20 protein-coding genes and 3 pseudogenes are annotated in these 19953 nt (G+C 67.3%); 9 read left to right on the forward strand and 14 right to left on the reverse strand.

What is annotated here, in order from left to right; all coding sequences use genetic code 11:
* Positions 1-110 precede the first annotated feature (110 nt).
* On the reverse strand, positions 111-1673 hold the full coding sequence (locus WS62_RS01365; protein ID WP_066566701.1) for an amino acid permease: 1563 nt from the start codon (positions 1671-1673) through the stop codon (positions 111-113).
* Positions 1674-2137: 464 nt separating this feature from the next.
* On the reverse strand, positions 2138-3043 hold the full coding sequence (locus WS62_RS01370; protein WP_066566702.1) for a metal-dependent hydrolase: 906 nt from the start codon (positions 3041-3043) through the stop codon (positions 2138-2140).
* Between the two features lie 326 nt (positions 3044-3369).
* On the opposite strand from WS62_RS01370, the gene WS62_RS01375 reads away from it, so the two are divergent.
* Together WS62_RS01375 and WS62_RS01380 are read left to right on the forward strand one after the other, a co-directional pair.
* A complete protein-coding gene (locus WS62_RS01375) occupies positions 3370-3636 on the forward strand; it encodes a hypothetical protein (RefSeq protein ID WP_156440826.1) in 267 nt (88 codons plus the stop codon).
* Between the two features lie 74 nt (positions 3637-3710).
* Positions 3711-5090 carry an MBL fold metallo-hydrolase RNA specificity domain-containing protein gene (locus WS62_RS01380; RefSeq protein WP_066566710.1) on the forward strand — a complete coding sequence of 460 codons (1380 nt, stop codon included), beginning with the start codon at positions 3711-3713 and terminating at the stop codon, positions 5088-5090.
* 402 nt (positions 5091-5492) lie between these two features.
* Here WS62_RS01380 and WS62_RS01385 read toward each other — a convergent pair whose 3' ends face one another.
* A complete protein-coding gene (locus WS62_RS01385; protein ID WP_066566712.1) occupies positions 5493-6239 on the reverse strand; it encodes a beta-ketoacyl-ACP reductase in 747 nt (248 codons plus the stop codon).
* Positions 6240-6910: 671 nt separating this feature from the next.
* Between WS62_RS01385 and WS62_RS01395 the strand changes: the two genes are divergently transcribed.
* A complete protein-coding gene (locus WS62_RS01395; RefSeq protein WP_066566718.1) occupies positions 6911-7693 on the forward strand; it encodes a helix-turn-helix domain-containing protein in 783 nt (260 codons plus the stop codon).
* 144 nt (positions 7694-7837) lie between these two features.
* Here WS62_RS01395 and WS62_RS01400 read toward each other — a convergent pair whose 3' ends face one another.
* On the reverse strand, positions 7838-8824 hold the full coding sequence (locus WS62_RS01400) for a zinc-dependent alcohol dehydrogenase family protein (protein ID WP_066566721.1): 987 nt from the start codon (positions 8822-8824) through the stop codon (positions 7838-7840).
* Between the two features lie 2 nt (positions 8825-8826).
* The gene (locus WS62_RS01405) at positions 8827-9054 is read right to left on the reverse strand and encodes a DUF3562 domain-containing protein (protein WP_066566723.1); all 228 of its coding nucleotides are present in this window, start codon (positions 9052-9054) and stop codon (positions 8827-8829) included.
* Between the two features lie 289 nt (positions 9055-9343).
* Here WS62_RS01405 and WS62_RS01410 point away from each other — a divergent pair, with 289 nt between their 5' ends.
* Both WS62_RS01410 and WS62_RS01415 read left to right on the forward strand, forming a co-directional pair.
* Complete coding sequence (locus WS62_RS01410) at positions 9344-9691, forward strand: c-type cytochrome (RefSeq protein ID WP_066566726.1); 348 nt, start codon at positions 9344-9346, stop codon at positions 9689-9691.
* Positions 9692-9726: 35 nt separating this feature from the next.
* Positions 9727-10101, forward strand: coding sequence for a DUF3564 domain-containing protein (locus tag WS62_RS01415; protein WP_066566728.1), 375 nt, complete (start codon positions 9727-9729; stop codon positions 10099-10101).
* A 209-nt stretch (positions 10102-10310) separates the two neighbouring features.
* Here WS62_RS01415 and WS62_RS01425 read toward each other — a convergent pair whose 3' ends face one another.
* Complete coding sequence (locus WS62_RS01425) at positions 10311-10598, reverse strand: hypothetical protein (protein ID WP_066566731.1); 288 nt, start codon at positions 10596-10598, stop codon at positions 10311-10313.
* A 330-nt stretch (positions 10599-10928) separates the two neighbouring features.
* On the opposite strand from WS62_RS01425, the gene WS62_RS01430 reads away from it, so the two are divergent.
* Positions 10929-11870, forward strand: a complete 942-nt coding sequence (locus WS62_RS01430) for a TIGR00730 family Rossman fold protein (RefSeq protein ID WP_066566734.1) — start codon at positions 10929-10931, stop codon at positions 11868-11870.
* Positions 11871-12138: 268 nt separating this feature from the next.
* The gene (locus tag WS62_RS01435) at positions 12139-12411 is read left to right on the forward strand and encodes a hypothetical protein (RefSeq protein ID WP_066566736.1); all 273 of its coding nucleotides are present in this window, start codon (positions 12139-12141) and stop codon (positions 12409-12411) included.
* A 462-nt stretch (positions 12412-12873) separates the two neighbouring features.
* Here the strand turns inward: WS62_RS01435 and WS62_RS01440 are convergent, their stop codons facing one another.
* The 3 genes and pseudogenes from WS62_RS01440 to WS62_RS38955 form a co-directional block, all read right to left on the reverse strand.
* Positions 12874-13524 carry a BON domain-containing protein gene (locus tag WS62_RS01440; RefSeq protein ID WP_066566738.1) on the reverse strand — a complete coding sequence of 217 codons (651 nt, stop codon included), beginning with the start codon at positions 13522-13524 and terminating at the stop codon, positions 12874-12876.
* Entirely contained in the window at positions 13521-13952 is a 432-nt protein-coding gene (locus tag WS62_RS38950; RefSeq protein ID WP_442855053.1) for an adenylyl-sulfate kinase, read from the reverse strand. The genes WS62_RS01440 and WS62_RS38950 overlap by 4 nt, the downstream gene beginning before the upstream one ends.
* Before the next feature lie 12 nt (positions 13953-13964).
* Positions 13965-14204: pseudogene (locus tag WS62_RS38955) on the reverse strand (methyl-accepting chemotaxis protein); the annotation flags it as partial.
* Positions 14205-14573: 369 nt separating this feature from the next.
* On the opposite strand from WS62_RS38955, the gene WS62_RS01450 reads away from it, so the two are divergent.
* Positions 14574-15410: a polysaccharide deacetylase family protein gene (locus WS62_RS01450; protein WP_066566744.1), complete on the forward strand. Its 837-nt coding sequence runs from the start codon at positions 14574-14576 to the stop codon at positions 15408-15410.
* A 27-nt stretch (positions 15411-15437) separates the two neighbouring features.
* On the opposite strand, the pseudogene WS62_RS38740 reads toward WS62_RS01450, so the two are convergent.
* The 5 genes and pseudogenes from WS62_RS38740 to WS62_RS01470 form a co-directional block, all read right to left on the reverse strand.
* Positions 15438-15856 (reverse strand): annotated as a pseudogene (locus tag WS62_RS38740) (efflux transporter outer membrane subunit); the annotation flags it as partial.
* An 8-nt stretch (positions 15857-15864) separates the two neighbouring features.
* Positions 15865-16308: pseudogene (locus tag WS62_RS01455) on the reverse strand (ABC transporter permease); the annotation flags it as partial.
* Entirely contained in the window at positions 16305-16556 is a 252-nt protein-coding gene (locus tag WS62_RS01460) for a DUF2964 family protein (protein ID WP_066566748.1), read from the reverse strand. The gene WS62_RS01460 and the pseudogene WS62_RS01455, both read right to left, overlap by 4 nt.
* Positions 16557-16592: 36 nt before the next feature.
* Positions 16593-17063: a universal stress protein gene (locus WS62_RS01465; RefSeq protein WP_066566757.1), complete on the reverse strand. Its 471-nt coding sequence runs from the start codon at positions 17061-17063 to the stop codon at positions 16593-16595.
* A gap of 218 nt (positions 17064-17281) precedes the next feature.
* Positions 17282-18133 carry a TetR/AcrR family transcriptional regulator gene (locus WS62_RS01470; protein WP_066566760.1) on the reverse strand — a complete coding sequence of 284 codons (852 nt, stop codon included), beginning with the start codon at positions 18131-18133 and terminating at the stop codon, positions 17282-17284.
* A 298-nt stretch (positions 18134-18431) separates the two neighbouring features.
* On the opposite strand from WS62_RS01470, the gene WS62_RS01475 reads away from it, so the two are divergent.
* Complete coding sequence (locus WS62_RS01475) at positions 18432-19946, forward strand: efflux transporter outer membrane subunit (RefSeq protein ID WP_066566761.1); 1515 nt, start codon at positions 18432-18434, stop codon at positions 19944-19946.
* Positions 19947-19953: the final 7 nt, after the last annotated feature.

The following is a 19953-nucleotide window of genomic DNA, read 5'->3' on the forward strand; positions in this document are numbered from 1 at the left end:
CGACGGCATCCCGCGACTCAGACCCAAAAAAGCGGCCGCGCCCGAAGTTGGGCGCGGCCGCTTTTCAAAATCGCAACGGAGAACGCATGCGCGCTGCGCGAAGCCGCGCGTTACGAAGCCGCTTCGGGACTCGACGGCACGCGCACGGCCGCCGCTTCGCGCGCATCGCGCGCCGCCGCACGTTCGTGCTCGGCGACCCACGACGCGATGTCCATCTGTTCGTAGCGGACGAGGCGGGTCTTGTGGAAGAACCGGTAGCCCAGCCACACGACGAGGAAGAGCGGGATGCCGACGTAGGTCGCGAGCACGCCGACCCAATCGATCTTGTTCGCGAGGAACGCCTGGTAGTCCTGGCCGAGCGCGATCACGATGCACAGCGCGAACGCGAAGATCGGGCCGTACGGATACAGGTTCGATTGATACGGCAGTTGGTCGACCGAGAAGCCCTGGCGGATGAAGCCCTTGCGGAATCGATAGTGGCTGACCGCAATGCCGAGCCATGCGATGAAGCCCGTCATCCCCGACGTGTTCAGCAGCCACAGATAGACCGTCTTGTCGCCGTACAGCGACGACAGGAAGCACAGCGCGCCGACCGCGGTCGTCGCGTACAGCGCGTTGCGCGGCACGCCGCCCGCCGACAGCTTCGCGAACAGTTTCGGCGCGCGGCCTTCGGTCGCGAGGTTGTAGAGCATCCGCGTCGACGCATACATCCCCGAGTTGCCGGCCGACAGCACCGCGGTCAGGATCACGGCGTTCATCACGCCCGCGGCGAACGCGAGGCCCGCATGGCGGAACACGAGCGTAAACGGGCTCACGCCGACGTCGGTCACGTCGCTCTTCAGCAGGTTCGGATCGGTGTACGGAACCAGCACGCCGATCACGAAGATCGCGAGCACGTAGAACAGCAGGATCCGCCAGAACACCTGGCGCACCGCGCGCGGGATCGTCGTGCGCGGGTTTTCCGATTCGCCGGCGGCGACGCCGATCAGTTCGGTGCCCTGGAACGAGAAGCCGGCGATCATCGCGACGCCCATCATCGCCGGCAGGCCGCCCGCGAACGGCGCGTCGCCGATCGTGAAATTGCTCCAGCCGTTGCTCGGGCCGCCCTTCAGGATGCCGAAGATCATCAGCAAGCCGACGCCGACGAACGCGAGCACGGTGACGACCTTGATCAGCGCGAACCAGTATTCGGCCTCGCCGAAGCCGCGCACGGTCAGCACGTTGAGAAGGAACATCACGCCGAGGAACGCCGCGCTCCACCAGACGCCCGGCACGTCGGGGAACCAGTAATGCATGACGAGCTGCGCGGCGACGAGCTCGACGGCGATCGTCACCGCCCAGTTGTACCAGTAGTTCCAGCCGAGCGCGAAGCCGAAGCCCTCTTCGACGTATTTCGCGCCGTAGGTCGCGAACGAGCCGGACACCGGCATGAACGCGGCCATCTCGCCCAGGCTCATCATCAGGCAGTAGACCATCACGCCGATCAGCAGATACGCGAGCATCGCGCCGCCGGGGCCCGCCTGCGAGATGGACGCGCCGGACGCGACGAACAGGCCCGTGCCGATCGAGCCGCCGATCGCGATCATCGTCAGGTGACGGGCTTTCAGGCTGCGGCGCAGCTGAGGGGGATTCGATTGTGCGGTTGAGCTGTCGGGATTCGGGTGTGATGGCATAACGGGCTGGCAAGGAGCGGCGGGCGACGGTTCGACGCCGCGCCGGGCAGGACGCCGGATTCGGCGCGTCCCCGGGACGATCTGCGGCGCGCCGCCCGGTGCCGACCGGGCGCGCCGCGCCGCACGCATTTTTTGCGCAGCGCGGATTCTACCCGATTCGTCAGACGTCGCCTGCAACATGACGTGCTGCGACGCGCAAGATCGCCGTGAGCAAAACGCTTTGTCGATCAAGGGGTTGCGCGCTGAACGCGGCGGCTCGGGGCCCGCGGTCGCGCATCGCGAGCGGCCGCTCGCCCGATGCACCGCCGCATCGAAAAGTATGATGATTTCGCGAATGCCGCCCATTCGCTGCGACGCACAACGCACGGACGCGCCGCGATCGGACGCGCTTGCGGCACCCCAAAAACGGAAGGGCCGCTCGTAGCGGCCCTTCTCTTCTCCCTGATTTGCCTGCTAGTCCTGCATTACACCGCCTGCGGCACCGGATGCAGCGGCACCCGGCGCGGCGCGGCCTTCGCCGCCTGGCGCGCATTGCTTGCGTCGATCTCGGCGATCAGATCGTCGAGGCGCGCCAGATGCACGCTGTTGTCGTGATCCCACGGATGGAAGCCCGGCCGGAAGTAGTCGATCCATTCGCGCGCGATCAACGCGAAGATGCCGTTCTTCGGGCTCCACAAATACTTGACCAGCTTGCCGATGCCGAGGCCCTTGCCGATGCGGCGGCGATGCGCGATCAACAGGCGCGTGTTGAAGTCGAACAGCGTCGCCCAGAACACGACCGTGACGAGCCCCATCGCGCCCGTGCGAACCAGGTAGTTCTTCACGTTCGGCTTCATCACGGTGCGCCACACGTCATACGCGACCGCCTTGTGCTCGGTTTCCTCCATCGAGTGCCACATCCACATCTGGCGGTAGCCGTCGACGTCGCTGGTCGTGATGCGTTGCGCGAGCACGAGGCCCGTGAACATCGCGGTGTAGTGCTCGAGCGCCATCGTGATCGCGAGCTGCGCCGAATTCGGCAGCACCTTCTTGAACCAGCCGAGCACCGTCCACAAGCGCTTGTCGAGCTTGTGCGCCGGCATGCCGGCCGCCTGCAGCAGGTCGTTGAACTCGACGTGCTCGCGCGTGTGCATCGCTTCCTGGCCGATGAAGCCAGCGATGTCGCGCTTCAGGTTGGGTTCCTCGATCTGGTCGCGGTAGTTGCGGACCGAATCCATGAAGAAGCGCTCGCCGGCAGGGAACAGCAGCGACAGCGCGTTGAACAGATGCGTCACGCCTACGCCTTCGGTATGCCAGTCGCAGATGCGATCGGGCGGCAGGGCGAAGCGGATATCGCGACGGACAATAGCATTCACAGTGTTTGTCTCCATGTCCCGCAACGGGACGTCGGTGCGACTCGATGCAACGCCCTCGATGGTTCGATTTGGGAATTAGGGCGCGGTCGCAATCTCACATCAAACCATCAATCAACGTTACATTGATGGATGTCATGATAGGAGAGGTTCTAAGTCTGCGCAAGGACGACTTCACGCAAAAAACACATTCGCCGTTGCAGAATCCTCCGCCTCGCACGCGCCCGCCTCGTCCGCATGCCGGGTTGCGCGGCCCGCGGCGATGCCCGAGCGCTTCCTTCAAACGGTAGCCCGCATGCCGAACAGCGCGCACGGATGGCATCCGCAAAATGTCCGGCTCTGCCGTGGCGGTCGCCGACGCGCGTTTTTCGCACCGCACAACCCGCATTGCCCCAATCCCCAAACCTCAGGCGCGCGATGCGCCGCGCATCGCGCGAAGGCGCACGCTCGCACGCGTCGATGTCGTGTTCGCGGCGCTGCAACACGTTCTCGCGCATCCTCACGTCCGCGCCGACGCGCACGATCCGCGGCGACGCACGCACGACGCGCTCGCGCATTCATCGGCCGATGCCTTTTTGCCGGGCGTCCGGATGCGTCGCCGCGCAAATTGATCCACGTCAGCGACGCGCGCGTCGCGTGTAGTGCAATGGACGCATCCCACATCACACGCTTCTCAGGGGGGCTTATGAAACTGACGTTCCTCGGCGCGACGGAAACCGTCACGGGCTCGAAGTATCTGCTCGAGGACGCCGGGACACGCGTCCTGATCGACTGCGGGCTGTTCCAGGGCACGAAAAAGCTGCGGCAGCGCAACTGGAGCCCGCTGCCCGTGCCCGCCGACTCGATCGACGCCGTCGTGCTCACGCACGCGCATCTCGATCACAGCGGCTATCTGCCCGTGCTCGTGCGCGAAGGCTTCAGCGGGGCGGTCTATTGCACGCGCGGCACGGCGGAGCTCGCCGAGATCATGCTGATGGACAGCGCGCGGCTCCTCGAGGAAGAAGCCGACTTCGCCAACCGCCACGGCTATTCGAAGCACCATCCGGCGTTGCCGCTCTACACCGCCGACGACGCGCGGCGCGCGCTGCAGCGTCTCGCGCCGCGCGAATTCGACGCGCCGACGCCGCTCGCGGGCAACCTGCACTTCCGTTTCCTGCCTGCCGGGCACATTCTCGGCGCGGCGAGCGTGGTCGTCTGCTGGCGGCACACGCTGATCGCGTTCTCAGGCGACCTCGGCCGTCCGCACGATCCGATCATGCGCGCGCCCGTGTCGCCCGTTCACGCGGATTATCTCGTCGTCGAATCGACGTACGGCGACCGGCTGCACGACGCGAGCGATCCCGAGACCCAGCTCGCCGACGTGTTCTCGAAGACGTTTGCGCGCGGCGGCGTAGTCGTGATGCCGTGCTTCACGGTCGGGCGCGCGCAGGAGGTCCTCCACTACATCGCCCAGTTGAAAAAGACGGGCCGGATGCCGCATGTGCCCGTCTACCTCGACAGTCCGATGGCGACGAGCGTCACCGAGATCTACCGGCGGCGCCTGAGCGATCATCGGCTCACGATGTCCGACGCGGACGCGATCGGCCATGCGGCGACGATGGTGCGCACCGTCGAGCAATCGAAGGCGATCGCCGATCACAACGGGCCGATGGTGATCATCGCGGGCAGCGGGATGGCGACGGGCGGCCGCGTGCTGCACCATCTCGAGCGCTACGCGCCCGACAGCCGCAACACGATCCTGCTCGTCGGCTACCAGGCGGCGGGCACGCGCGGCGCGGCGCTCGCCGCGCACGAGCCGATGGTGAAGATCCATGGCGAATACGTGCGCGTGCCCGCGCAGGTCGAGATGATCTCGTCGCTGTCCGCGCACGCGGACTACAGCGAGATCCTCGCGTGGCTCGGCGCGCAGTCGAGCGCGCCCGCGCGCACGTTCGTCACGCACGGCGAGCCCGCGGCGGCCGACGCGCTGCGTCGCCGGATCGAGGAGTCGCTGCATTGGCACTGCGAAGTGCCGTCCTATCTCGAATCGGTCGAACTGGAAGACTCGCCCGCGCGTGCGAAGTAAACGAGAGGAACGGGACGCCGGGCATGCATGTCTGCCCGGCGCTTCGGCATGCCGAACGCGTCGGACGAATCGACTGGAAAGTGAAGCGATGCGCGCCGAATCGTCCAGATCGGCGCGTCGAATACGCTGACGAATGCATCGCCCGCGATCCGCCGCGTCCGCGAACGGCCTCGATGTTTCGGGACACTGAACGATCACGGGAATCGAGCGACCGCGAACGGGCTTTGTCGAATGCCGGGCACATGCGAAACCGCGCATCCGAGAAACGACGGACAGAAACGTTGCATCGGGCCACGCAACGCGCCGCATGACAAACGTGCCCGACATCGGCACGCACGATACGGCCCGCCACCGCGCGGCACCGGAGCGCGCGCCGCCGCGCGAACGGCGGCGCGGCTTCGATCAATACATGTGCATCCCGCCGTTGATCGCGAGATCGGCGCCGGTGACGAACGCCGCGTCGTCCGAGCACAGGAACGCGATGAGCGCGGCCACCTCGTCGGGCTTGCCGAGCCGGCCCACCGGAATCTGCGGAAGAATCTTCGCTTCGAGCACGTCCTGGGGCATTGCTTCGACCATCGCGGTCGCGAGATAGCCGGGCGACACGGTGTTGACCGTGATCCCGCGCTTCGCCGTCTCGAGCGCGAGCGTCTTCGTGAAGCCGTGGATGCCCGCCTTCGCCGATGCGTAGTTCGCCTGACCGAACGCGCCGCGCGAGCCGTTCACCGAACCGATGTTGACGACGCGTCCGAAGCGCCGCTCGACCATGCCGGCGATGAACTGTTTCGTCACATTGAACATCGCATCGAGATCGGTGCGCATCACGGTGTCCCAGTCGCCCTTCGTCATCTTCAGGAACGTCGCGTCGCGCGTGATCCCCGCGTTGTTGATCAGCACGTCGACCTTGCCGAAATCGGCGAGCACCTTCTCCGCGCAACGCTCGCACGACTCGTAGTCGGCGACGTCGACACCGTATGCCTTGAAGTCGCGCCCGGCGTCGCGCTCGTGCATGAGCCACGTCGACACATGATCGTTGCGCTCCGAGTGCGATACCGCCACGGCCATGCCGGCGTCATGCAGCCGCCTGCTGACCGCCGCGCCCAATCCGCCCATACCGCCCGTCACAAACGCCACGCGTTTTGCTTCCATCACGGCCTCCTGATGAGGTGCCCGGTGCGGCATCGACGCCGCGCCGCGCGGCCGACAGGCGGCGTCGCGCGGTCATGATCCGGGCAGGGGTTGAGAAAAATGCTGCTTGCAGCGCGCCATGAAGAACGCGCGCCGACTTGTATGCGGCAACGTGCCGAAACCGGTTGCCGCGACGCTGCGTGAAACTCCGCAAAGCTACCGCGTTTTACTGTAAGCGCGCACTCACTCGATCCGTTGACCTGAGTCAAACGGATGCACGGCACGCGCCTATGCTGCTGCTGTAGGAAACGCCCTACAGCGCTACGCTGATGCTTACCTGATCTTCAACGTTCGCCGATTTCGATGCAGCAGTTTGCGTTCCATACTGGCAACCATAGGGGCAGTCCGTCGATGATCGCTCCGACCCGCGTTTCGTCGACTATGCTCATAGCGGGCAGGCTTGCCTCAGTCGATTCAGTCATCGCAACGAAACGGCGGATTGCGCACGATGACATGCGAGCCGAGCTCCCGGACGTCAGTCTCAGCGGTTTGCACACATCGTCCGGCATGCCGCGCGACGTATGTCGATCGCTTCGTCGACGCCGTCGCGCAATGCGGCACTTCGTGCCGCGCCACGTCGAAGCGATGCTCGATCGTGCCAGTCGAGCGTCGCCGCATGAAAGGAGCCGATTATGCTGACCGCCTCAGTCAATGAAGCTGCGCCTTCCGTCGTGCCGCAACGATCCATGTTCCCGTTGCATCCCGTCGAGGCCAACGACGCGCCGAAGCAGACAGCGAGCCGCTGCTCGACCTGTGCGATACGCGACGTGTGCATGCCGGCCGGTCTCACGCCGAGCGAGTTCGCCCGTCTCGACGCGATGGTGTGCACGACGCGCCACGTCAAACGCGGCGAAGCATTGTTTCGCACGCACGACACGTTCCAGAGCATCTATGCAGTACGTACCGGTTCGTTCAAGACGGTCGTCATGCATCGCGACGGCCGCGAGCAGGTGACGGGCTTCCAGATCGTCGGCGAGACGCTCGGCCTCGACGGCGTGTGCGGCGGCTGTCACAACAGCGACGCGATCGCGCTCGAGGACAGCACCGTCTGCATCATTCCGTTCGCGCAGCTCGAAGCCGTCTGCCGCGAAGTGAAGCCGATGCAGCACCACGTCCATCAGCTGATGAGCGGCGAGATCGTCCGCGAATCGAGCCTGATGATGCTGCTCGGGACGATGACGGCCGAGCAGCGCGTCGCCGCGTTCCTGCTCAACATCTCCGAGCGTTTCCAGAAACGCGGCTATTCGGCGTCGGAGTTCAATCTGCGGATGACGCGCGAGGAAATCGGCTGCTATCTCGGCATGAAGCTCGAGACCGTCAGCCGGATGCTGTCGAAGTTCCAGCGCGACAAGCTGATCTCGCCGCGCGGCAAGCAGATCCGCATCACCGATCCGCAGGGGCTCGCGCGCGTGTGACGCATCGCGGGCGCAGTACGTGGCGCGTATCGTATTAAATCGCGCAGGTCGTGCAGCGGGCTGCACGCATCGCCGAAGAGGCGGCGTGCAAGCGGCGGGCGGCGCGCGTGCACGCGACCCCGCGCGCCGCGCGTCGATGCCGCATCAGCGCATCGTCAGCACCGCCGCGCCCGTCAGGCGCCCCGCGCGCAGATCGTCGAGCGCGTGGTTCGCCTGCGCGAGCGGATACGGCGTCGCCTCGACGTCGAGCCGCACGTCGTTCGCAATCCGCATGAACTCCGCCGCGTCGTCGCGCGTCAGATTCGCGACCGACACGATCCGCCGCTCGCCCCACAACAGGTCGTACGAAAACGACGGGATGTCCGACATGTGGATTCCGCCGCAAACGACGACGCCGCCTTTCACGACCGCCGCGAGCGCGGCCGGCACGAGCGCGCCGACCGATGCGAAAATCAGCGCGGCGTCGAGCGGCTCCGGCGCGGTTTCGTCGCTGCCGCCCGCCCATGCCGCGCCGAGCCGGCGCGCGAGCTGCTGCGCAGCGCTATCGCCCGGCCGCGTGAATGCGTAGACGGTGCGCCCCTGGAAACGCGCGATCTGCGCGACGAGATGCGCGGCCGCGCCGAAGCCGTACAGGCCGATGCGACGCGCGGGGCCCGCCATCCTCAGCGTCCGATAGCCGATGAGGCCCGCGCACAGCAGCGGCGCCGCGTGGACGTCGTCGTAGCGGCGCGGCAGGTGCACGCAGTAGCGCGCATCGGCGACCGTGCGCTCCGCATAGCCGCCGTCGATCGTGTAGCCGGTGAAGCCGGGTGCGTCGCACAGGTTCTCGCGGCCGCTCGTGCAATATGCGCAGTGCCCGCACGTGCGGCCGAGCCACGGCACGCCGACGCGATCGCCGATCGCGAAGCCCGCCGCGCCCGCACCCAGCGCGGCGACCGCGCCGACGATCTCGTGCCCCGGGATCACCGGCCGCTTCGGATCGCGCAGGTCGCCGTCGACGACATGCAGATCGGTCCGGCACACGCCGCACGCGTGCACGTCGATCAGCAACTGCCCCGCCGTCGGAACCGGGTCCGGCAGCTCCGCTTCGCGCAGCCGCGGCGCGCCGCCGTCGAACACCATCGCGCGCATCGTCAACGCCCTCCCGGGCGCCGCGTATGCATGTCGTCCGCCGCGTGCGCGGGCGACGCGATGCGATCGCGCACGCGGCGGATCGCGATCACGCGCAGATAGTCGTGGATGCGCGCGCCGTCCGCAAGGCGCGTGATTTCATCATCGAGCATGTGCATCAACTCTCCCTCCGTGATCGAGCGGCGCTGCGCGGCGGCGAGCAGCGAATCGTAAAGCGTGTCCTGGTGCATGCGTGTTCCTGTCTGTCGTCGAACCCGTCGATTCCAGCGTAGGCGCATCGTCATCGATTGAAACCCGGCGTCGCAGGCTCTGATTGACTTGCATCAAGCGTCGTCGGTTCGCCGCCGCGCCGCCGCGCATGGCCGCCCCGCTGCCACGGCATCGCACGATTCATGCCCCCTCCGGCGCGCCGGTAGCGACGACCTGCGGCGCCTATGCGCCGACCCCGTTGACCTGCGTCAACGGTCGCCCGCGCTCGCCGCTTAGACTCGAAACGAGCGTCCGATCGAAGGTTGCGCCATGCTGAACAGTCTGCCGAATCCCGCGCTCGCGTGCATGCTGAGCGCAGTCAGCATGGTCACGGCCGACGACGCCCGCGCACAGGTGCGCGAGCCGACCGAACTCATCGACCCGCAGCATTGCATGTTCTGCCATGCGCCGAACGTGCGGTTCCTCGCGCCGTCGCTCCGTCAAATCGCGGAACGCTATCGCGACATGCCGAATGCCGGCGAGATGCTCGATCAGGAACTGCGTCGCGGCGGGCGCGCACGCTGGGGCGGCACGCCGGTGCCGACCGCCCCGGAACGCGGCGGCCCGCTTTCGAGCGAACACGCGCATACTTTGATTCAACGGGTCATGAGCCAGTAGCGCGGCGTCGCCGCGCATTTTGCAAGGAGTCAGTCGTGCGCATCACCATTCATCTCGATACGTTCGCGTCCACTGATCCGGCCTCCTACGCGATCCTGTGGATCGACACGGCGGAGCACAAATGGTCGCGCGAAGGCCACGCGGGCGTCGAACTGCCCGAGTGGGGCAACATCGTCTGCCAGAGCGGCACGACCCGCGTGACGAGCGCCGACGACACGCATTCGCTGTGCGTGCTCGAAGGCCTCGATCTCGGCGCGAAGCAACGCCCGTTCGAAGGCGAGACGGGCGCGGCCCGCTGGTATCGGCACGCGCATCACGCGCCCATCGTCGGCGAATGGCACGTGCAGTGCGTCGACGAAACTGTCGCGCCCGCCGAGCACGAACTGTTCACGGGGCGCGAGGAATCCTGAGCGGATGGCGCGGCGGGCGCGGGCGGCGCCGGTCGACGCGCACCCCGGGGCGGCCGGGTCTGACGCGTTCATCGAATTTGTGGAATCGATTGTTCTCCGATTCGCCGACTCGTCTGCCCGCGGAATCGCAGCTCCGATCGTTCACCGGTTCGATCATTTGCAGCTTCGTCGGCCAGTTCACCCGTCGGTTCGCTCGGTTCGCTCGACCATCAGGCGAACGTCACCGCGAGTTCCCGCTCGGCGGCATCGAATGCATTCCGGATCGCCGCGAGCGGATCGGCGCCCATCATGTGCGGAATCGGCTTCAGTTCGTAGTCGCGCGTGATCAGATCGAGGCGGACGTCGTACGTCGGGTCCGAGGCGCCGGCGCCGAGCGCCTCGATCGCGAGGTGGCAGCCGGCGAGGCGCGCGCTGTATCGCTCCAGGCGGATCAATTGGATGCTCGCCTCGGCTTCGAGTTGTGCTGATCCGGCAAAGCCGAAATAGGCGATCTGCATTCCAATTCCCATGATCCTTTCTCCCCTGGCGCTCATACGGCAAAGCGAAATGACGTGCCGGAGCGATAAGTATTGCGTCCATCCTCGGGGCGCCTGATTAGCATCTTCCGGCTCTTCGACCGATGCCGCTTGACATGCGTCAAGCGTGAGGCCGATATCGGATGCGCAACTCACCGGCGGTCCCGGCGCGCGCCGGGCTCACGTCGACTTCGCGGCGGCGCCGCGCATCGTCGCACCGGCTTTGTCGAGCCGCGTTGACCGCGATCAATCGGCGCGCACCGAACCGGCTTAACGTGGTGTCGACCCGACTTTCCGCATCCGGACAGCGCGATGAAAAAACCGACGACTCCACGCGTGAAGCGGCGCTCGGCTTGTGCCGCACGCGCCGACGGACGGCACACGCCGCTGCGCCGCGCACGCGCCGCGCCGAAGAGCCGCCCGCCGCTGTCGGCCACCGTCGAGCAGCTCGTATCGAGCCCGACGTATCGGCAGGCAGACGAAGATCTCGCGTTCCTCCAGCGTCCCGAGATGTGCGGCGTGCGGCTGCAACTCGATTATTGGAAGACCGAGGAAACGCTGCAGCGCTTCGGGATCAGCGATACGGTCGTCGTCTACGGCAGCACGCGGATCGTCGCGCCCGCCGACGCGCGCGCCCGGCTCGCCGACGCGCAGCACCGGCTCGCCGCGCATCCGAGCGATCCCGAACGGCTGCATGCGGTCCGGGTCGCGGTGCGTCTGCTCGAGCGCAGCCAATACTACGGCGTCGCGCGCGACCTCGGCCGGCTCGTCGGCGAAACCGCGCGCTCGCCGCATCCGCGCCGCCTCACGATCATCACGGGCGGCGGCCCGGGCATCATGGAAGCCGCCAATCGCGGCGCACACGAAACGGGCGCACTCAGCATCGGGCTCAACATCACGCTGCCGCACGAGCAATTTCCCAACCCTTACGTCACGCCGGAGCTGTGCTTTCGCTTCCACTATTTCGCGATCCGCAAGCTGCACCTGCTCGAACGCGCGAAAGCCGCCGTGTTCTTTCCCGGCGGCTACGGCACCTGCGACGAACTGTTCGAAGTGCTGACGCTGTTGCAGACCCGCAAGATCGCGCCCTTGCCTGTCGTGCTGGTGGGCCGCGCGTTCTGGCGCGCGGCGGTCGATTTCGCGTTTCTCGTCGACGAAGGGATGATCGATCCGCGTGACGCCGAGCTGTTCCGATTCTGCGAAACCGCCGACGAGATCTGGGCGGCGATCGACGGCCCGCATCGTCCCGCGTGAGCCCGCACGGCCCGGATTCAGGGTTCTCACGGAAGGCGTTTCCGCATCCGCGTCCGGTCTCGCGGGTTCTTCCCTAGGGCGCTTTCCTACGTCGACGAAAGCACGCATATCGGTTGTAGGAAAACACCGATAGGCCCGTCGCATTTCCTACGACAAGATCGGTGTGGGCTGCTAGGAGCGCACCGCGCGCCGCCCGATACTGTCATTGCAGGCACGCATCGCGCGACGCACGCAAGAAGAATCGCTCCACCGCAATCAGGAGGCCGCCATGTCATACCAAGCCGTCTACACCGAATCGGGCCACCTCGCTTATGACCGCGACGAAGCCGCACCCGCCGCCGCATCGGGGAACGCCGCGCGACCGGCGGCGTCCGCCGACCGGGCCGACGCGCTGCTCGCGCTCGCGCGCGAAGCGGGAATGCTCGTCACGCTCGACGGGCAGATCGGCCGCGAACGCTATCAGAGCGTTGCAGGCTCCCTTGCGTCGCTGATGCGCTTCGCGAACGCACTCGAACAATTGCTGCTCGACGGAGACCGCTGACATGCTCGCCTGCGCCAATCCGGCATGCTGCTCGCGGTGTCGCGGCGCGCGTGTTCCGCGCGCGGCAATCGCCCGTGCCCGCAGCCGCCGCACCCATTGCGCGTCGCGCCGCTACGCGTCCGGCTGTCGTTAGCCGGACCGCTCGCGCGGTTTCGTTTCGTCCAACCGCCTCCGCTTCCGTCTTTGTTCGTTTTCGTCTCGCGAGCCGTGCGCAGCCTCATTCTCCCGCACGCTCGCGAGCGTCTTTTCTTTCGACTCGATCGTTCGTGAATCCGCACGCCGGGCAGCGGCCGGCGGCGGCGTGCGCGTTGCGCCGCATCACGGCGCGTCGTTCGCATCGCGCCGCATCGCATTTGCCGCGCGGCGCGCTTCGAACGTTGCGCATGATGGCCGGCGCGGCGCATCAAAAACTACGCACATGCAACGCGCGCACCCCGTCCGCGCCGCCCGGCATCGCTTCCGTCACTCGACGACCAGATCGTCGACGACCGCACGCACGCCGCGCATCGACCACGCGGCGCCGCGCGCGACCGCACGCTCCGCATACGAGCCGACCTTGCCCGTCAGCGTGACGGTGCCGCCCCTGACCGTCACGTCGATGTGCTTCGCCTCGCGCTCCGCATGGCGCTGCATCGCGCGCCGGATGCCGCCCGCGATCTCGTCGGCGCTGACGTCGCCGAGAATCGCGATCTCGTTCGTCACGCCGGTCACGCCGCGCATCTGCGCAATCGCGCGGACCGCGACGTGGCTCTGATACGCCCAGTCGACCTTGCCCGACAACGTCACCCAGCCCGATTCGACCTGCGCCTGAACGGCCGCGTCGTGCAGCCCCACGGTCCAGTGCAGGATCGACCGCACGGCGTCGGCGATCTCCCCGTCGGACCGAACGTCGTCTTGCGGCAGCCGCACCTGCACGTCGACGACGACCGCCCGCACGCCCGCGACCCGGTTCGCCGCCTTCTCGGCCGCGAGCTTTTCCGCGTAGCTCGATGGATGGCCCGTCAACGTGACGATGTGTCCCGCGACGTCGACATTGAAATGTGCGACGTCGATCATCGGGTTGCCCGCCAGTTCCTCCTCGACTTCCTGCTTGATCTGCCTGTCGGTTTTCATCGCTCGCTCCACCTGAAAACACGGCGCGAATCCGCCGCTTCAGGACAGCTTTGCATACGCGCGCCACGGGATTTCTGATGCACGTCAAGCGCGATTCGGCGCGCCGCGACTCGGAGGCCCGAAGACCGGAACGCGCGTCGCCGTGCAACAGGGTTCGCGATCGCGACGGCGCATCCGATGTCGCGCGCGGACGCATCGCGCGTCTCGGAGCCGCCGGACTCGCCGGCATTCGTCAGTCGGTTGCGTCGAACGCCAGGATCGTCCGCCGTGGGCGACTCGTCCGGCGACGCCACGCCGGCGACATGCGGCATCTGCCCGCCGCCCGCGTTGCGATACGGTCGCTTGGAATCGCGCCGCTCGCGTTCGGCGAGCGGCGGACCGACGTACATCCCGCTGAACCGCTCATCGCCGACGATCCCGCGCGCCATCGCGCGATCGCCGGCATCGATGCGATTCAGCGCGATCCGCATCTCGTGCTGCTGCTCGATCAGCATCGGGTTGCGCAGCGCGAGCGCGCGTTCGGTCATGCTCGGTTCGAGCTTCGCCTCGATGCCGTTCATCTCGGTGACCTCGGTAACCTCGATCGTCCAGCGCTCGCATTTCGCGATGCGATTCAGCGCGAATGCGATCATCACCGCACACAGACAAGCGGCCAATGCGAAGCTCGGATGTCGCCTCATTCATCCCCGCAAATCGCATGAATCATGCCGAATACATAACGCCGCGCGGATTTGACGCACATCAACAATCATGCGCGCGACCGTCCACCGCTTCCGCGACAGCGGCCTATAGTGGCGCCCTGCATTGGTGCGACTGCGTTGACTTGGCTCAACGCGCGCAGGCATGCGCGGCGCATCCTATTAACAAGATGCTTCGCGTGCTGTCGATGAGGCTCGCACGTTCGTGCGTCAAGCGCCGCTCCACCGGAGATCCGATGCGCCGACACCGCTCTCCGCGCGCCGCGCCGACCGTTCGCGTCCAGCCTCCGACCGCAGCCCGCATGCAGCCGGCGCAATGCCGGTCCCGACAACTCAGCGACGAACTTCATCATGTCACCTCGTTCCCGGTTCACCTGGCGCACGGCCGTCTTCGGCCCCGGCTTCCGGCCCGTCTCGCGGATCGTCGCTACCGACGCGTCGACTGGCGCGCCCTCCGTCGTCACGCCCCCGGCCGACGTCGCGGTGCTCGTCTATCACCGCTTCTCGAACGCGTCCCGCTCCGATCCGATGACGGTCAGCACCGCGACGTTCGAAGCGCAGCTCGCGCACCTGCGCCGCCTCGGCTATCGGATCGTCCTGCTGCGCGACATCGTCCGATGGCTGCGCGGCGAGCATGTCGTGCTGCCGCCGAAGGCGGTCGCGCTGACGATCGACGAAGGGCACGCGTCGATCTTCGAATGGGCGAAAATGATCGCGCTGCGCGAGCACGTGCCGATCACGTTGTTCGTCTATCCGTCGGCGGTGGGCGAAGCGCCCGGCTCGCTCACCTGGCACCAGTTGCGCGTGCTGCACAAGACCGGCTGGTTCGACGTGCAGTCGCATGCATGGTGGCATCCCGATCTGAATGCCGCGCACCGGTCGTCCGAGGCGTTTCGCGACGCGACGCGCGCGCAGTTCGAGCAGGCGCGCGCGCGCATCGAGCACGAAATCGGCAACACGGTCGACCTGCTCGCATGGCCCTTCGGCGCGTTCGACGGCGAACTCGGCGCGCTTGCGCACGAAGCCGGCTACGTAGCCGGCTTCACGCTCGAGCCGAGCAAGATCCGGCACGACACGCCGCTTCTCACGCTGCCGCGCTTTCTGATGGTCGAGGAATGCACGCCGCCCGTGCTGCGGCGGCTGCTTGCGAAGACCGCCGAAGAGCGCGGGGAAGCGGCGCGGCGATGATGCGAACGGCGGCGGCGAGCGGGTCAATGGAATCGGCGAGGACGGCCGCGGCGGCGACGCGATGTCGGCGAGCGGCCGCTTCGGTGATATACGGTCGGCCGGATAGCGGCCCGCGCGCGTCGCGAGCAGATCGTCCGCCTGACCGATCTTCTGCGCGAGCGCGGGCGGCGCGCATCGAGCAACGCGCGCGACGCGTCGAGCGCAGGCACGGCACGAGTACGCGCTCGTGCCGGCGCTCACCTGCGCGCGTGTGGCGGATCTGCTCGTCCGTCAGCGCGATCAGCTCGCGCGTGACCGCGATCTCGTCCGCATAGGCGGCGCACGCAATCATCGTGTTGACGATTCGTGTTGCCGATGCTCGACGCGAGCGTCAGGCGCGCGGCCGCGAGCGCGTGACGTTGCGCATCGGCCTGCGCGACGAGCCCTTCGACGCTGCGCCGCTCGCCGTCACGAGCTCGGCGTCGTCGATCGCGATGAAGCCGTTTTCGGCGCAGATGTCCTCGATGCGGCCCGCCTTCATCGTCGGCCGGCCGAGCAGGCTCGCGTCGTCGAGGCCGATCACGGTGATGGCCTGATAGGTGCCGTCGCCGAGCTTGACGAGCGCGCCGCCGGAATAGACCGGCACCGCGTACTTGACGCCGTCGATGCCGCGCACCGCGTCGAGCACGTAGCCGGGCATCCTGATGCTGCTCGCGATCGTCTGCACGCCGGGGTCCATCACCCGCACCTTCGAGCCGATGTTGATGACGGTCGACGACGATTTGTTCAGGATCCCTGCGAACAGCGACGTCATCTCGACCATCAGGAACACGGCGAACGTGATCCCGACGATCAGCGCGGTGAACTTCGCGCTGTCGTTGACGAGCAGCTTGGGCGCGAGTCTCAGGATCCCGTTCACGATGCGTCGCGCGCAGCTCCCCGGCGAAGATGGACGAACGCGACGCGCTGCCGCGCGAACGCGGGTGCGAAGATCGGCCGGTAATACAGATCGACGAAGCCGAGCACGCCCGCCACGATCGCGAACAGCACGAAGTATGGGGCCGAGCCGTCGGCGACGAGCAGCCCGCGTACCGCTGCGATCAGGCCGACTTGCGAAGCGAACACGGCGACGGTCGAAGCGATCGCCTTGCGGTCAGGATGCGTCATGTCGTTCTCCTTGTTCTCGGGGCGCGCGGGACGCGCTCACAATTCCATTTGATGCTCGGCTTGCTCGCCGCGCACGAGCAGGACCGGGCAGTGCGACATGCGCAGGAAGCGCTCGGCGACGCTGCCGAGCACGACGCGCCGCACGCCGCGGCGACCGTGCGTGCCCAATACGACGAGATCCGCGCCGTTCTGCTTCACGCAGCGCTCGAGTGCCTGGGCGACTTCCTCGCCGATGCCGGCCGTCTCGAACAGCTCCGCTTCGCCCTGCACCTGCGCGGCGTCCATCGTCTTTTCCGCTTCGCCGAGCGCCTTGCGGCCGTCGTCGCGGAAGCCTTCGAGGAGCGCATTCGGGTCGAAATGGCCCGCGTAGCTGAACACCACCGACTTGTCGACGACGTACACCGCATGAACCCGTCCGCCCGTCGCCTTCGCGATCTTGATCGCTTCGTCGAGGCCGCGCTTCGAGATATCGCTGCCGTCGAGCGCCACCATGATCTTCTGATACATAAAACCTCCTGATTCAAGTCGATGTCGTTTCGGCGCTCCGGCGCTCCGGCGCTTTCGAGCGCTTCGGAAAAAAACCGCCGTTCGCATCGGATTCCTCCATCGTTGCCAGGAACCGTTCGGGATGCCGAAAACATGAGTTCATGATCGGTGGGTTCTGCGTACGGAAAGTTGACTTCCGTCAAGCTTCCGCCGCGCGGCACCCGGATTCGTGCATTTCGTCAGGTCAACAGCTCCTCGATGAAACGCGCATAGTCGCGCCGCGCCGCGACAACCTCGCGGCGGATCGCGGGCGCCGCGCGCAGCGCCTGTCGCAGGCAAGCGTGCGTGAGCGGCGCGACGAGCAGGAGCGGCGTGCGCGCGGCGACGCCGTCGCGCAACTCGCCCGCCTCGACGCCCCGCCGCACGAGCCGGCCGACGGCCGTCGCGACCGCGCGCTCGACCTGCTTCTGCCAGCGCTCGACCGCATGCGGCGCGCGCCGGCTTTCGGCGATCAGGAGACGCAGCGTCGCGATCACGGGCTCGCTCGTCGACCACGCATAGAGATCGCCCGCGAGCAGATCGACGATCGCCGCGAGCGACGCGGGCCCGGCCGGCGCGGATGAAGCCGGCGGCGAATTCGATGCGGCCGGCGGACGCGACGCACCCGGCGCATCGTGCGCATCGGCCTCGCTCGATGCGTTCATAGGTTCCTGTGCGTGCGCAGCGCGTTGCGCGTTCGCCATGTCGTGCTTCCGCGCGCCCGTCGCCCGGCGTGCCGATCGCGATGTCTTCGATGCCGTCGATGCCTTCGAAGTCGCCGGCAGCGGCGGCATCAGCGAGCGCTCGAGCAGCGCCGCGAAGATCTCGTCCTTGCTGCCGAAGTGCGTGTAGACACCGCCCTTCGACATCCCCGCGCGCGCGGCGATGTCGTCGATCCGCGCGCCCGCGAAGCCGCTCGCGGAAAACTCGGCCAGCGCCGCGTCGAGGATCTGGTTGATGCGCACGTCGGCGGGCAACCGGCAGCGCGGCGGCCTGGCCGGTGCCGCTTCGCGCGCCGTCGCCGCCTGATCGATGCCGTTCCGCTTTCGCATGGTCCGCCGCCGCTTCGCCGCCCTGCGGGCGGCCGTTCGTTGTGTCGTTGCGTTTCGCGATGCGGGGGCGTCCGCGCGGCGGACGCCCCCGCATCGGGCATGGCGACATCTTAAAAACTGACCAGTCGGTATCTCACTGACTCAGATCAAGATAAGACTCGGTAATCGTCGGATATAAAGGGACATGAGAGAGCGGCGCGCATCGCGCGACGCTTGCCCGCGACGCGCGACGGTGAGCATGTTCGGGAGCGCGCGCGGCGTCCACGAAAAACAGTCGGCTTCATCGACCACCGAGGATATGACCATGCGCAACGATGCGCGCCACGACGAACGGCATCAGCGGCGGCACGGCATCGCGCGCCGCGTGTCGCGGCATGCCGCCGCGCTCGCGCTGTGCGCGGCCGTGTCGGGCTGCCTGTCTCTCGCGCCCGACTACGCGCGCCAACCGCCGCCCGTGCCCGCTTCCTATCCGGCCTACCCCGCCGACCCGACGGACGCCGGCGCGCGCGCGCTCGGCCAGTTCCACTGGCGGCAGTATTTCGTCGATCCGCAGCTGCAAGCGCTGATCGAGACCGCGCTCGCGAACAACCGCGATCTGCGGATCGCGACGCAGCGCGTCGAGGAAGCGCGCGCGATGTACGGCATCCGTCGCGCGGACCAGTTTCCGACGATCGCCGCGAACGCCGCATACATCCGCTTCCGCGAGCCGGGCGGCCTGCTGCTGCCGAATCCGATCCTCGGCGAGCTGTATTCGGCGTCGCTCAGCGAAGTCCAATGGGAGATCGACTTCTGGGGCCGCGTGCGCAACCTGAAGGCCGCCGCGCTCGATTCGTTCCTCGCGAGCGACGCGTCGCGCCGCGCGGTGACGATCAGCCTGATCGGCCAGGTCGCCGATGCGTATCTGTCGCTTTGCGCATACGACGAGCGCCTCGCGCTGACGAACGAGACGATCGCGAGCCGCCGCGAATCGCTGCGGATCTTCCGGCGTCGCCACGAGGAAGGCGCGATCTCGAAGCTCGACCTGACGCAATCGGAAATCCTGCTGCAACAGGCGGAAACGCTCGGCTCGCAGCTCGAGCAAGCGCGCGACATGCAGCAGCATGCGCTCGATCTGCTCGTCGGCAAGCGCGCGCCGGCGCAGACGCCCGCGTCGCTCGTCGACGCGAGCATCGCGCCGAACCTCGCGCCCGGCCTGCCGTCGGCGCTCCTGACGAACCGTCCCGACGTCGTCGCGGCCGAGTATCAACTGCGCGCCGCCCACGCGAACATCGGCGCCGCGCGCGCGGCGTTCTTCCCGCGCATCGCGCTGACGAGCTCGATCGGCTCCGGCAGCACGGAGCTGCACAACCTGTTCGCGTCCGGCACGAGCGCGTGGAACTTCATTCCGAACCTGTCGATGCCGATCTTCGACGCGGGCCGCAACATCGGCAACCTGAAGCTTGCGAAGGCGCGCCGCGATGAAGCGGTCGCGCAATACGAGAAGACGATCCAGTCGGCGTTTCGCGACGTCGCCGACGCGCTCGCCGCGCGCCACTGGCTCGCCGATCAGGTGCGCATCGCGCAGGACACGCTCGCGACGCAGTCCGAGCGCGCGCGGCTCGCGAAGCTGCGCTACGACAGCGGCGCCGCGCGCTTCCTCGAAGTGCTCGACGCGCAGCGCGACTTGCTGAGCGCGCAGCAGCAGCTCGTGCAGACGCGCCGCGCGCTGCTGTCGAGCCGCGTCGCGCTGTACGCGGCGCTCGGCGGCAATCTCGCCGAGCCCGCGCGCGACGCTGCGCAATCGTCCTCCTCCACCGAACCCTCAGTGAAATAAGGTCCGT

It is taken from the genome of Burkholderia sp. ABCPW 14 (assembly GCF_001523835.1).
GTDB classification, from domain to species: domain Bacteria; phylum Pseudomonadota; class Gammaproteobacteria; order Burkholderiales; family Burkholderiaceae; genus Burkholderia; species Burkholderia mayonis.